This window comes from Synoicihabitans lomoniglobus, from assembly GCF_029023725.1.
Taxonomy (GTDB): domain Bacteria; phylum Verrucomicrobiota; class Verrucomicrobiia; order Opitutales; family Opitutaceae; genus Actomonas; species Actomonas lomonigloba.
In genome coordinates this window covers 3,147,002-3,160,916 of the sequence record NZ_CP119075.1, presented here as the reverse complement: position 1 = coordinate 3,160,916, position 13,915 = coordinate 3,147,002, and the positions used below count along the sequence as shown (strand labels likewise).

Genomic DNA, 13,915 nt, shown 5'->3' with positions numbered 1-13,915 from the left:
GGAGAAACTACGACCAGAGTTATAGTATCATCGTAAGATCACGGGCCTCCAGCTTGTGACGGTGGCAAGGAATTTCCATCAATCCAGGTGCCTTCCACCAATGTGCGAACGGCGGAGACTGCCGGTGAACCGGAAGGATCGAGTAATTGTTGGTGAAGTCGGTCGACGGAGAGCGCACCGACGTGCTCACAGTTCTGGCGAACACCTGCGATTCGGTCACGGTCTTCGTCGCGGAGAAACACGTCCGCCAGGGCAATATCCTGCGGGACTTTTAAGTTCAGGATTTCCAGTGCTGGTTCGACGGCGGGAGCGTGGGACATGACCGCATCCACCCGATACTGGGACAGCCATTTGGCGAGAAGCGACGTCGGCACGGGAGGAACTTGAGGACCGGGTGCCTCGGATGTCGCGGAGTAGAGCAAGGGGGGGACGCGGTTCTCCGGGGGGATTTTTTGTTGGGCGGCCAGGAAACCTATGGTCCAGGCGGAGTCGACGAGATGATTCCACCATTGGGGCAGGACGAGGCCCACGCGGTGGTAGCCAGCCTGCAGTGCTTTTCGCACCGCCGTCTCAATGGCGGCGGGCTGGTCATTGGTGACCCGGCCGATGGAATCGATACCAGGTAGATGTTCGATTTGAACGGCGCACAATCGACTCCAATCTATGCTGAGTGCGCGATGGTTGGGTGAATCGTGCGAGCTGAGCAAGAGTCCCTGCACGCCGTTGGAAGAAAGAGAGTTGGACAGTTCGGCGGGATCGAATTCCGGGGCATCGAGCCAGAGATGGACCAAGTGATACCCCAACTCCTTGGCGCGGGAGGCGGCCCCTCGGTAAAATTGTTTGTGCGCGGGCACATGACGCCAGCCGAAGCGAGTGGCACCGGAGGTGACAAACGCGATGCGAGGGGTCTGCACCGGGGGGCTGGAATGATGGCGGTAAGGGTTGAGGGCTCGCAGGGCCGGATCGACTCGATAACCCATTTGTGCGGCCAGAATCTGGATACGTTTTTGGGTTTCGGCCGGGAGACTCGGATGCTGTCGAAGTGCCAGAGACACGGTCGTATGATGGACGCCGGCTTCGCGGGCGACATCGGCCATGGTGACGCGTTTCTTCGATGCCATGACTGCGTTTTACAAGGAAGGGTAGTGCGGTGCGGGCGCGGATCGCAGCCCGGAATCCGGCCCGTCAGGGACCGACAAGCTGGGCAAGCGGGATGGTCGTGGCGTGGTGAAGGCATCCGCCACCTCGAGATGGCGGCGAAAGCAGAGGGAGCGTGGGGGCACACGGTCAGCGTTCGTGCGGTGGGTAATCAGACAATTATCCAATAGCCATAATTAGGCTAAGACCAGAGTGGTAGTTCCTTTGCATCAGGGGCTGCACTCTCAAATCAGAGTGATTAGGGAGGTGCAATTTGATGAGGCGCGTGAATTTTCAGCCCCGGCTCTTACCCCAACAAGAGCGGATGTTCCCCTACACCGAATGCTTCAGTATGACCTCATTTCGCGGGCCGTCGGCTTGCTCGTCGTCCGTGGTGTCGTCGTGGCTGCAAGTGTTCTCACCGGGAGTGTTCTTTTCGCAAGAAATACCAACCCAACACCATGCATAAAATAAAGAAAACCCCTCTGCCCAGATTCTCTATGGCGGCGGTGGCGGCCTTCACACTGGCCAGTTCTTCGTGGGCCCAGACAACCACTGGGTCCTCTGAGATCGATGACGAAGATGTCATCGTTTTGTCTCCGTTTGAGGTAGCAGCCGAGGAGGAGCAAGGCTACACAGCCGCCACCACCCTCGCCGGCAATCGTCTCAATACTGAGCTCCGCGACATCGGTAACGCTGTTACCGTAGTCACCAAACAATTCCTCGATGACATTGCGGCCACGGACAATGAGTCCCTGCTGCAATACACCACCGGCACGGAAGTGGGTAACCTCGGCGGTAACTTCGCCGGCTTCGGCGATGGTGCCCGGCTGGACGAGTCCGCTCGTTTCACCAACCCGAACCAGAACACCCGTGTTCGTGGTCTCGCCGCGGCCGACAATACCCGCGATTACTTCGCCACCAACATCCCTTGGGATGGCTACTCGGTTGACCGCGTCGATCTCCAACGGGGCCCGAACTCCATTTTGTTCGGTCAAGGTTCCCCGGCCGGTATCATCAACTCCGGCACCAAGCAGGCTTCGTTCAAGAACTCGAATGAAGTTGCCTTCCGCGTCGGCAGTTACGGTTCCGCCCGCGCCTCGGTTGATTTCAACCGCGTGCTGCTCGAGGACCAACTCGCCGTGCGTGTGTCCGCTGTCAAGGACGACACCCGCTATCAGCAGGATCCCGCCTTCCAGGATTCCGAGCGTATCTTCGCCGCCGTGCGTTTTGAGCCGGAGTTCCTTAAGCGCGGTTCAGCTCGCACGATCATCAAAGCGAACTTTGAGGACGGCTCCATCAAATCGAACCGTCCGCGCACGCTGCCTCCCTTGGATTACGTCACGCCGTGGTTTAATACCGGCACCTACCAAGGTCTGCAGAACGGTGAACCCCGCACGTATAACTACCTGAACAAGGAAACGTTCAATGCGTGGCAGGTGCAGGACGACAACACGGGTCGTCCCAACCACGGTCAGCAACGCCCCGCGATCAACGGCGGTCCGAACGCCGGCCAACCCAACCCGGCCTTCAATCCTTGGGTCGGTGGTTTTGGTGGAGCATTCGGCAGCCCTTTCGTTTACTTCGATGGCAACGGCAGCGTCGATCCCGCTCTGGGTCAGCAGTCCGAAGTCCGAGCCAATTCCGGTGAGGGTGGTCGGGCCCCCGACGGTTCGATTGATGACAGCTTCAGCTTGGGCTTCCACCGTATGGTGGGGGTCAATGGCTATGCGGATTACTCGGTGAAAGCCGGTCTCCCCTACGCCCAGTTCGGTGTTTACAAGGACTTCTCCCTTACCGACGCCTCGGTCTTTGATTTCTACAACAATTTGGTCGATGGACCGAACAAGGAGGAATGGCAGAACTTTAATGCCTTCAACGTCTCGCTCGCGCAGACTTTCATGAATGACAAGTTCGGCTTCGAACTCGTGGTCAACCAGGAGAGCTATGACAACGGTCAGCTGTCGCTGCTGGCCGGTGGTAATCAAGGCATCTTCGTCGATCTGATGTCGGTTTACTCCGACGGCACGCCGGCGGGTGTCGCGGGTGCGGCGGTCGATGGTCAAAACGAACCTTACGCCGATGGCACGCCGAATCCGAATCTCGGTCGGGTTTTCGTCGGTGGTCGCGGTGACGCTGGCAATAACTCCACGGCGACTGAGCGCGATGGCTTCCGGGCCACCGGGTTCTTTACGCACGACTTCGCTCGTTCGGACAACCCTTCGACGTTCAAGCGCCTGCTCGGCAAACACACCTTCACCGGCCTGCTGGCTGAAGAAGGATTCGACTCCGATAATCGCTCCTGGATCCGCTACAACATCAATCCAGAATACATTGATTTCCTCGGTGACGACTTCGCGAATGCGAAGTTCAACACGGCGGAGCTCAACCCGCATTCGGTGATCTACCTCGGTGACTCGTTGTTGGGGCGTTCGACGGCTTCCGGCGCGAACATTCCGCGGATCACGACCAAGGTCGACATGCCTTCTGATTACGCCATCCGCGTTTTCGACGCGACCTGGAATTCCCCCGATGTTGCCTTCGATGCACCGTGGATCGATCAATACTACCCGGACCAGTCGCCCTTCAATGATGTCGATGATCCTTCGACCCCCGACGTCGACGAGACCGGCCAGCGTTACAGCACCCAATCGGAGAACCCGGCCAACTATGTGGGGTGGCGTTACATGCCGGTGAGCATCCTCGACTCCGAAGACAACAACGGCGCGAATCGGGACACGAACACCACGTTCGCCCGTCTCTCCAAGGCCGAGACCGAATCGCAAGCCTTTGTCTGGCAGGCTCACTTCTGGGACAATGCCGTCGTCGGCACCTGGGGGTGGCGTAAAGATATCGCCAAGTCATGGGACTATTCGGTCGATGTCGCCGGTTTGCCTCCCGGTCACGCTCGAGACAACCGTCTCGATCTGAGCCCGAGCAGCTACAAACTCGATTTATCGAGCTTCAATGAACTCGAAGTGGAGTCCACCAGCTACTCCATCGTGGCTCACTTGGACCAACTCCCCATCATCAAGGGTTTGACCGAGCGTTTGCCGTTCCTCACGACCGTATTCTACAACGAGTCGGAGAACTTCCAGCCAGCAGCCCAACGTGTTGATGTCTATGGTGAGGCTCTGGCCGCGCCGGCCGGCACCACGACCGATGTGGGGGTCCTCTTGGAATCCAAGGACGGGCGCTTCTCCCTCAAGGTGAACAAGTATGAGACCGAAGTGCTCCGCAATTCCTCCTCCGGCCTCAATGGCGCGTGGTTCATCGGTGCCTCCCAAGTGTGGTCCGGTAACTGGGTGAATCGCTACGAGTTCAATCTCTCCGGCGATACCATCGACACGCAAGGTGCCGATGATGCGGATGACAACGGGCGCTACAATTACGGTGCCGGACAAAACGGTGAAGACGAAGCCGCGGCCCGCGTCCGCGAGCAAAACGTCATCGCTGCCTGGCGAGCGTATCAAGCCTCCGTCGATCCTCGCTTCTATGAAGCCTGGGGCATCGACCTGGTCGACTGGCAGAACGACGGCATTACGTCGTCGACTCCGGCCGGTTTCACGGTTCCCGAGGATGCGATTTCCAAGGGTTACGAAATCGAGTTCAATGCTCAGCCGACCCGCAACTGGCGGCTGACGTTTAACGCCTCCAAGACGACGGCTGTCCGCAAGAACATTGGAGGTGAAAACCTGGTCGACTTCATCGAGAACTACGAGACCGCCCTCAACGACGGCGCCGACGGTGGTGTCGGTGACCTTCGGATCTGGTGGGGTGGGGCCGGTAACGAACGTTCGCTCTTCCAATGGAACACCAACATCGGTGCCGAATGGGCCGCCCGTAAGTTGCAGGAAGGCACCAACGTGCCAGAACTGCGTGAGTGGCGCTTCAATGCCATTTCCAACTACGACTTCGACGAAGGCATGCTCAAGGGCGTCAACGTCGGTATGGCGCTGCGTTGGCAGGACGACGTGATCATCGGCTACCCGCCGATTCCCAATCCTGTTACGCCGACCAAGGCGAACTTTGATCTCGATAATCCGTATCGTGCATCAGCCGAGACGAATCTCGATCTCTGGGTCGGCTATAGCCGACGCCTCAGCGAAAAGATCGATTGGCGGGTGCAGCTCAATGTTCGCAACGTGGGTCAGGGCAACAACCTGATTCCGGTGACGGTGCAGCCCGACGGCACGCCCGCAACGTATCGTATTGGTCCGCACCAGAGCTGGACACTCACCAACACGTTCAGGTTCTAGGCGTTCTCCACCGTAGGAGGTGTTATCGGTCCCGGGCTTCGGCCCGGGGCCTTTTTTTTTTAGCGGGATACCTGAGAACCCGAGACGACCAACGCGCTCGAATTTGATCTACCGTGAAATTCGCACATCGCTTCACGGCGACAAAAATAGAGGGGGCGGTTACCATACCGCCCCCTCATTCAGTTGATCCAAGCGGACCAACCAATACCGATGCAAAGCGTGCGTATTCGGTCGTTGGATGCGACGGTGATGTTACTCGGATTGTAGAGTGCCGCACCGTGCGGTGACAGTGCCGGTCAACGCCGACATCGGCGGAACCACTTCGGTCCCGAGCGAATGCGCCAAAAAGAGATCGATGCGGAAACCAAGAGGGGCGATCACCAACGCTGGCAGCCACCTCGAAAGTGCGTCCAAATCAGAGCGGGCGATCGAACGGTTCGAGTCATGATCAGCCCCACCGACCAGCGCCAAAAAACCCTTCGAACGTCGAGGTTCGAAGGGCTTTACTGGGTAGGATCCCAAGCCGAGTCTCCGCTCCTCAGCTAGGTGTTCCCGGCCGGATGGCAGGCAACGATTTCAGGATTGAGTCGCAAAGAGCCCTATCAACACGCCGATGAAATCGTAGGACGTGTCGACGCTGAGATTGCGGGCGTCGAACGTGCCGCCGACTTGAGTCCAACTCGCGCCGTGGTCGGTGGAGTAGTCGAAGATGTAGCGGGTGTCTTCGCCGGTGAGGCGCAGCGTGATGGCGGTGCCGGGAGGGGCGGCGAGGCTGGCGAGCGTGAACTGAGCGGCGTCGGCGGGGCCGCGTTGGGCTTCGACGTAGATTTTGTAGCCGGACTCAGTGCGATACACACCGAAATTGTATTGGCGCGTTTCGTTATGATACGCGGAAAGGCCGGTGCGGACGTTGCTCGCGGCAGGCAGTTGCAAGGTCGTCTCGGTGGCGAACCGGTTGTGTTGGAGGCGACGGCCGACGAAGGTCGGGTTGTGTTTCCCGCGCAACGCGTCCGCCCGAGGCGTGAGGTGCAGCGCACCTTCATTCACCGACCACCACGTGGTCTGCGGAGCGCGCATGAAGATCCAGGCGGGGTTAAGTTCCTCGCCGTCGAAGTCGTCGGTCCAGGTAAAGTTGCCGGTCAAAGGCAGGGCCGCGTCCTCGCGCTGGGTGACGCCGTTCGGGCTCTGGCCGACAAACGGCACGGCGAGGCCGGGTTCGAGAATGATGGGCCAGTCATTCTCCCACGTGACCGGCAGGAGAAAGGTTTGGCGGCCGGTGTTGTAGTGACCTTCAGAATACGGCGTGCAGCCGAGGAAGACCGTCCACCAGTTGCCATCGGGACCGATGGTGAAATCGGCGTGACCGGTGCAGGTGACGGGATGATCACGGTCGGCGGGCAGATCGCGTTGAGAGAGGGTCGGGTGTTCGGTAAACGGCGTGTAGGGACCGTCCGGCTGGCGACTGCGGAAAATTACCTGCGAGTGATTCACCGAGGTGCCGCCTTCGGCGCAGTTGAGGTAATACCAGTCGCCGCGTTTGTAGATGTGCGGACCTTCGATCCAGACGGGTTGGGCGGTGAGGTCGACGCCGCCGTTGATGATGATCTTGCGCGGTCCGACGAGCTGGCGGTTGACGATGTCCCACTCCTGCACCCAGATCGCGCGGTGACCGTCGTAGAGCGGTTCATTGTCGGGTGGAGCGCCGTTGTTGACGAGCCAGGCGCGACCGGTGGAATCGTCGAAGAAGATCGAAGGGTCGATGCCATCAAAATTGAGCCAAACGGGATCGGACCACGGACCGGCGGGATCTTCCGCGGTGATCACAAAGTTGCCGCCGGCGTCGATGAAAGTGCAGACGATGTAGAACAGCCCGTCGTGATAGCTGATGGCGGGAGCGAAAATTCCGCGGGAAAGGCCCAGCCCGTCGTAGGGCAGTTGGTCGGGGCGATCGATGGCGTGGCCGAGCTGGGTCCAGTTGACCAGATCGGTGCTGTGAAAGATCGGAATGCCGGGGAAGTGGGAAAACGACGAATTGATGAGGTAGTAATCGTCGCCGACACGGCAGATGCTGGGGTCGGGGTAGTAACCGGCCAGAATGGGATTACGATACTCGCCGGGCTGGAGCGGAGGGGTGAATATCTCGTCGTTGCCGGTGTAGGCAAATGATTCGAAAGTGACCGGTTCAGTGGCGGCGAGGCCGACGGTCATCAAGGCGGTCGAGAGGGCAAGGACGGTTTTTCTTAGCATGGTGGCCATAGGGTGAGTGGAAGGGAGAAAGGTGAAACGGGTGACGGGAACGGCGGGGCTCAAGGGCTCAGCACGGCACCTCCACGCGGGGCGAGTGCGAGGTCGAAGGTGCCGTCGGTTGCGATGGTGATCTGGTCGCATGCCGCCGAGCCGTCGCTCTGGTCGTGAATGAGGGTGAGGGTTTGGCCAGCGAGGAAGGGCGCGGAGAGTGAGACGGTTCGAGCCTCATCTTCACCGTTGGTGGCGGCCACATACCATTGCTTTTCGTGGCGGCGGGCGAGCACCGCCAGTTTGCCGGGATAGCCGGCGATGAAGCGGGTTTCGTCCCACCTTGTCGGCACGGTTTTGAGGAAATCGATGACGAAGGCGGGTTGCTCTTCGAGGTTGTTGGGCGTGAGTCCAAAGTGTTGGACGGGCGACTGGAAGAGCACGGTGGTCGCGAGTTGAAATGCGTCGGTCGTGCGGCGGGTCGTGCCGCTGGCTTGGTCGCGGGAGAGCCGCCGATTGAGCACCATCGGGCCGTAGTCGAACGCGGCGACAGGGTTGCGCACGAATGGGAAGATGGTGCTGCGTTGGGCTTCCCCGTCGCAAAATCCCTGGGAGAAAACGAGGTTCTCGGAAGCGGTAGCGGCTTCGCTGGTCATATGATTGGGATACATGCGCTCCCAGCCTCGCGGTAGCGTGGCACCGTGAAAATTGAAGTGGAGGCCGTAGGCATTTCCGTCGGTGAGGATGTCTTCGTAGAGCTTCATGGTGGCCTGCTTGTCCCCGCCGAAGAAATCGACCTTGAGTCCCTTGATGCCGATGGATTGGAGCCAGGCCATTTCGGCCTGTCGGGCGGGGGCCGAGTTCATGCGGTTGCGCGGTCCTTGTGGAGCGTTGTTCCAGGCTCCATTGGAGTTATACCACAACAACACGTTGACGTGTTTTGACTGCGCGTAGGCAACGAGTTCGGCCAATTTCTCCCGGCCCAGGTTGGTGTCCCAGAGTGCGTCAATGAGCACGTATTCGTAATTCATCTCAGCGGCCAGATCGATGAAGGTGCGCTGGTCCGTCTCGTTCATACTGGCATCCTGCCAGAGCAACCACGACCAGGTGGCGCGGCCGCCCTGGTAGGCGATGGAGGGTTCGTATTGGGGCGTAACCACGTCGGTGGCGACGGTGGTTTCAACAATGGTGGCGAGCGTGCGGCCGACGGTGATGGTGCGCCATGGCGTGAGTAGAGGAAGTGAGGCGGAAGCGGTGGCATCGCCGATGCCGCCGTTCTCGCCCGATTGCGGGAAGGCGACCCGGTAGAGCCCGTCGGTGGTGGGGTCGGCGAGGCGGGTGCCGACATAGTTGCTGGATACGCCGGTTTCGGAAATGAGGACCCAACCTTGATCCCCGAGTCGAAAGAGCGCGGGGTAGGTGAAACCGAGTTCGGTGGGAGAGTCGGTGCCGACGGGCACATCGATCAGATAACCTTCTTCGTAGCTCGGTTTGGTCTGCATCCAACCGGTTTCGGGAGGCGCCTGCCACGTGACGAAAGCGGTGGCATCGTCGGGCAGGTCAAAGCCGGTCGATTCGCGCTCGATCGTGACGCGCGGGATTTCACCGCTCGGTAAGCGGTAGGCAAAGGCGACGTCCGTATTGCTGACGCGGAAAACGACGTCGATGAGGTTGCCGTCGCGATTGGCAAAAGTCGCCGTGAGTTCGTGGGCCTGATAATGAACGTTGCGCACTTTGCCGTTGGGCAAGGTGTAGTGTTCGTCGATGACAGCGGTCGCAGTTTCGCCGACGGTGAGTCCGGACGAGAAGCTGCCGAGCGTCGATTCCAGTCCGAGCGGCGACGGCTCGATCACCAGGGTATCCTCGAGCGTGACGCGGTAGGAAAGCGCGCCGCCGGGACTCAGGTCGAGCGTCACGGACAGGCGGCCATCGGGGCTCGAAACCTCCTGTGCGGGGAGGCTCGTGCTCAACACGAGAGCAAGGGCGAGGGAAAGGCGGGAAGGCATGATGGGGTCGAGGTGGATCAGGGAGTAAAAAGCAGCAGTCGCGATTCTCGTGGAGGAACCGGTGGGGTAGCGGGAGGATCAATCGGAGGCGACCGGGTGCCACGTCAGCACGGTGCCGTCGCGGCGGTCGGGGCGGGCTCCCGGCCAGTCGGCGCCGTAGGGTTCGCCCGTGGTGGGGTCGATGCCGACGAACCGGTTGGTTTTGAGCGAAAGCAGCATGAACTGCCGGTCGCGCAACATGTCCTGCCAAAGAAAGAGACTGTCTGCTGATTCCTGCGGACGCGGCCGAATGTCGGCGGAAAGTCCGGCCCCCATGACGGTGAGGAAACCGCTGCCGTCCATGGCTTCGAGCGCGACGCGGCCTTTACCCCGATCGTGGACGCGAAACCGGGCCTGAGCGCTCCGTGCGCGCCCGGAGTCGGACGCGGCGGAGTGCAACATGCCGTGAGGGTTGGCCCAAACCACGGTGTCGTTGCCCAGGTTCGTGAAAGTGACGACCTGCCCCAGTGGAATGTTGCGCGAACGATCCGCGAGCGGCTCGTCGACGGCGAACGACGCGAAATCGGCGTAGCCACCCTCTTGGCCGACGGTATTGAAAGCGAAGAGCGCATGGCGCGTGCCCTGAAACGTCTTCAATTGATAGGGCAGCCGCACCGGGCCACCAATATCGGTGAAGGTGGTGCCGTCGGTGCTGTAGCTCAATTGAGCGAAGTCACGATCGTAGTCGCCGGAGGCGCGAAGGAACACGTGGGGCGAAGCGATTGGTTGTTCGATGGTCTCGTGGGAAAACTGGTCATACCAGCGCAGGAGAAACTGCTCGTCGTTGCGCACCAAGCCGAGCGAGGCAAAGGGGATGTTGAGCAAGGCGAGTCCGGCCGTGTCGCCGGGTTGGAGGCCGGAACCATCAAGCTCAGCGGTGACGACGGACGTCGGGCCGATGGCGCGTTGCGTGAGCGAGTTCCGGGCCCACAGGAATTGGGTGGCCGGAAGGGTGTGCAGGCGGAGCGAACCGGGTTGCTCGGTCAGGGACCACTTAGCGTCGACCGGGTTATGGTTCCATTGCCAGACCCGAGGCAGGGTGTCGCCGTCGAACGTCGTGCTGCGCTGGTAAGGCGCATGCGGTGCGATCGAGGGCAAATCGGGTTTGAACCATGTGCGCGGGCTGCGGCCGAGATTCCCGGACAGACCAAAAAAGGGCCAGCCGTCCTGCCAGGTAACTGGCGAAAGCGCGGTGGTGCGGCCGACGGAATGGAAATCCAACATCGAGAACCCCCACCAATCGCCGTTGGGCAATTGCACGATGCCGCCTTGGTGCATCGGCACAGCGGCGAGGAAATTGTCGTCGTGGTCGTTGATCTCGAACGCAAAACCGGGCTCGGGGATGGGGCGGCCGATACCGATACTTTGGACTCCGGCGGCGCGCGTGGTGCCCAAGGTTTCCTTGCCGGCGATCACGACCGTTTCGTAGGGCCCGTAAACCGTGTCGGCGCGAGCGGCCTGCATGCGGCCCGTCGGGGCGTAGTTGGCGCTGATGATGAAATACTTGCCATCGATCTTGTAGAAGTGATGGCCCTCACCCATGGCGTTGCCGCGGGGGATGACGACGCGGTCACTGCCCGCGATGACGCCGCTCAGGTCGGGCTTCAGTTCGGTGATGATGACCTCGTCGTAGCCATGCACGGCGTAGATACGGCCATCGTCGTCGAAGAGCACGGAGAGGTCGTAGATCTGACCCTCGAAGTTGCGATGCTCCCAAGGCCCGGCGGGGTTGGTGGCGCTGAAGACCTGCAGACCTTTGCCGTTGATATTGGAGAACAGGTAAAATTTTCCGTCGTGGTAGCGAATACACGGTGCCCAGATGCCCTGGCCATAGATCTCCTTGCCGTCGTCGAGATGAAATTCGGGCCCCATCTCGAGGCGGTCGAACGCATAGCTGAGAAAGGACCAGTTCACGAGATCGCGGGAGTGCAGCACCACCAGGCCGGGCATGCTGTGCATGGTGGTGCCGGCGAGGTAAAAATCATCGCCCACCCGGATCAGATCGGGATCGGAAAACTCGTCGTAAAAGAGCGGATTAGTGTAGGTGCCGTTGCCGTTATCGGCGGTCCAGGATTGGGCGCGGACTGCGGTGGTCGCGACTGTGGCGATCAGGCCGGCGAGGAGGAGTTTTAGGCGAATGGAAAAGGGGGGAGCCGGTTTCATGGCGGTGCTGGAATGCGGGAAGGTTATCCTGTTGTGGCCCTTTCGTGTGTGTCAGCTGTTCAAGGGCCAGAGTGTTGGTATAGCTAGGGGTATAGTATACCGAATCTCACCACAGCAAGGCGTGGGAAAGATGGCGCGGATCAGGGGCTTCGGCGGGATGCTTTCTCGCCGAAGCAAGTTCGACGGTGTCGTATTCAGCCAAATTTAGTAGACGCGGCGAAAAGGGCAGGCACGGATTGCGTGAAGCCTATTTCAATGGGCGGGAAGCGGGATCTGTCCGACGTGGAGGGCTCAGGGGGCGGCCTGGCCCTGGAAGCGTTTCCGGTAGGCCAAAGGGCTGGTTTCGAACACCGTGCGGAAATGCCGGATGAAACTGCTGTGGTCATAAAAACCGCACGCATGGGCGACGTCGGTGATCGGGGCATCGCCGTGGCGTAGCTGGTCGCTGGCGATGAGCACCCGCAGACGAACGATGAACTGGCGGGGGCTCATGCGGAACGTGGCTTGGAAGCGCCGTTCGAGTTGGCGTTGCGAGAGTCCGATACTGTGCGCAAGGTCGGGGATGGAAAACGTCTGGGCGTAGTTGTCGCGGATGCGTTGCACCAATTCCAGCACGGGATCTTGCGAGCTATTGAGCAGATCCTCGTAGCTTTGCACCGTGCCGCAGAGCCCGCAGACTTCTCCGGCGCGATCGAAGAGAGGCAATTTCTGGGTAATGAACCACTCGGGCAGCCGCTCGCGTGAAGGGAATAACTCGATGAGATTGAGCAACGGTTCACCGCGAGCGAAGACGGTGCGATCGTCGGCGAGAAATTTTCGCGTCATGTAGGCAGGGAACAGCTCTTCGTCGGTGCGACCCCACAACGCTTCCGGTGTCCGCACCCCGCAGTGATGGGCAAATTCGATGTTACCGGTAACAATGCGCGACTCCCGATCCTTCACGAAATACATCAGATTCGGAATATGTTCAAAGAGCTGGTTGATGGAACGAGCGGGGTCGAGTTGGTCGAACCAATTGGCTGGGGTCATTGTGGCGAAAAAATACAATTATTAACCCAGTCGATGCAAGCCGCCCGGATTGATTTCGGGTAGATTGGCACTCTCGCTTTTCGCCGGGTGGATGACACGTGGCGCGCCCGCGAGATAAACCCCGTTTCACCCCAACTCTTCTCTCTATTTACCGAACCATGCAATTCGGCGTCAGCACGTGGCTATGGAATTCCTCGTTCAACGGTCGCGACGTGTCCCTGCTCAGAAAAATCGCGGCCTTCGGCTTCGATTTTGTGGAAATTCCGGTGGAAGATCCGGCCGCAGTCGACGGCGATGCCATCCGGGACGCCTTGCGCGAAACCGGTCTGCAGGCCGTGGTTTGCGCGGCCGTAGCGGGGGATCGTGACCTATCCAGCGCTGATCCGAGGAAGGTTCAAATGGCGGTTTCCTACCTGACCGACTGCTTTGCTCTGGCGCGGGACTGGGGTTGCCCCTTGGTGGCGGGTCCGCTTTACGCCCCGGTGGGCAAGGCGCATCTGCCGACGGCGTCGGAACGGCAGGAGGAGTGGGATCGCTCCGCAACCAACCTCCGACGGGTGGCCGGTATCGCAGCCGATCACGGCGTGCATTTGGCGTTGGAGCCGATCAATCGTTTCGAGACCGACATGATCAACACGGCGGAGGATGCGAAGCGTCTGATCGACGATATCGGCAGCGATGTTGTCGGCATCTCGCTCGACAGTTTCCACATGAACATCGAAGAGGTCGATTGGTGTCGTGCGCTGGCTACGGCGGGCGACCGGCTGTTTCACCTGCAGGTCTCGGATAGTCATCGTGGCGTGCCGGGCGAGGGTAACAGTGATTGGGCGGGTCTGCGCGAGGGCCTGCGCCGGATCGGTTACGACGGTCGCATCTCGATCGAAAGTTTCTCGCCCGACGGCTCCAGTTTGGCCGATGCCGTGTGTATTTGGCGTCCGTTCGCGGAGTCACAGGACGCCTTCGCGGAGCGAGGTCTTCATTTTCTCAAACAATGGCACGCGGGCGACCTTGTCGGCGCGGGCGATGAATCCAAATAACGAATACTCA

Annotated in this window: 7 protein-coding genes; 2 read left to right on the top strand and 5 right to left on the bottom strand. The window is 60.2% G+C overall.

Features of this window, described 5'->3' with window-relative positions; translation table 11 throughout:
- Positions 1-38: 38 nt before the first annotated feature.
- On the bottom strand, positions 39-1,121 hold the full coding sequence (locus PXH66_RS12370; RefSeq protein ID WP_330927546.1) for a LacI family DNA-binding transcriptional regulator: 1,083 nt from the start codon (positions 1,119-1,121) through the stop codon (positions 39-41).
- 477 nt (positions 1,122-1,598) lie between these two features.
- Here PXH66_RS12370 and PXH66_RS12365 point away from each other — a divergent pair, with 477 nt between their 5' ends.
- A complete protein-coding gene (locus PXH66_RS12365) occupies positions 1,599-5,396 on the top strand; it encodes a TonB-dependent receptor plug domain-containing protein (protein WP_330932015.1) in 3,798 nt (1,265 codons plus the stop codon).
- Between the two features lie 576 nt (positions 5,397-5,972).
- On the opposite strand, the gene PXH66_RS12360 is transcribed toward PXH66_RS12365, so the two are convergent.
- The 4 genes from PXH66_RS12360 to PXH66_RS12345 form a co-directional block, all read right to left on the bottom strand.
- Positions 5,973-7,643 carry a glycoside hydrolase family 43 protein gene (locus PXH66_RS12360; RefSeq protein ID WP_330931802.1) on the bottom strand — a complete coding sequence of 557 codons (1,671 nt, stop codon included), beginning with the start codon at positions 7,641-7,643 and terminating at the stop codon, positions 5,973-5,975.
- A gap of 59 nt (positions 7,644-7,702) precedes the next feature.
- On the bottom strand, positions 7,703-9,637 hold the full coding sequence (locus tag PXH66_RS12355) for a glycoside hydrolase family 97 protein (RefSeq protein WP_330931801.1): 1,935 nt from the start codon (positions 9,635-9,637) through the stop codon (positions 7,703-7,705).
- Positions 9,638-9,715: 78 nt separating this feature from the next.
- Entirely contained in the window at positions 9,716-11,839 is a 2,124-nt protein-coding gene (locus tag PXH66_RS12350; RefSeq protein ID WP_330931800.1) for a glycoside hydrolase family 43 protein, read from the bottom strand.
- 291 nt (positions 11,840-12,130) lie between these two features.
- On the bottom strand, positions 12,131-12,868 hold the full coding sequence (locus tag PXH66_RS12345; protein ID WP_330931799.1) for an AraC family transcriptional regulator: 738 nt from the start codon (positions 12,866-12,868) through the stop codon (positions 12,131-12,133).
- A gap of 158 nt (positions 12,869-13,026) precedes the next feature.
- On the opposite strand from PXH66_RS12345, the gene PXH66_RS12340 reads away from it, so the two are divergent.
- Positions 13,027-13,905 (top strand): sugar phosphate isomerase/epimerase family protein, encoded by an 879-nt coding sequence (locus PXH66_RS12340; RefSeq protein ID WP_330931798.1) that lies wholly within the window; start codon positions 13,027-13,029, stop codon positions 13,903-13,905.
- Positions 13,906-13,915 lie beyond the last annotated feature (10 nt).

Bases quoted from the DNA above. Each gene is read 5' to 3' on its own strand.
- PXH66_RS12370 (WP_330927546.1), bottom strand. From the start codon at position 1,121: ATGGCATCGAAGAAACGCGTCACCATGGCCGATGTCGCCCGCGAAGCC.
- PXH66_RS12365 (WP_330932015.1), top strand. From the start codon at position 1,599: ATGCATAAAATAAAGAAAACCCCTCTGCCCAGATTCTCTATGGCGGCG.
- PXH66_RS12360 (WP_330931802.1), bottom strand. From the start codon at position 7,643: ATGCTAAGAAAAACCGTCCTTGCCCTCTCGACCGCCTTGATGACCGTC.
- PXH66_RS12355 (WP_330931801.1), bottom strand. From the start codon at position 9,637: ATGCCTTCCCGCCTTTCCCTCGCCCTTGCTCTCGTGTTGAGCACGAGC.
- PXH66_RS12350 (WP_330931800.1), bottom strand. From the start codon at position 11,839: ATGAAACCGGCTCCCCCCTTTTCCATTCGCCTAAAACTCCTCCTCGCC.
- PXH66_RS12345 (WP_330931799.1), bottom strand. From the start codon at position 12,868: ATGACCCCAGCCAATTGGTTCGACCAACTCGACCCCGCTCGTTCCATC.
- PXH66_RS12340 (WP_330931798.1), top strand. From the start codon at position 13,027: ATGCAATTCGGCGTCAGCACGTGGCTATGGAATTCCTCGTTCAACGGT.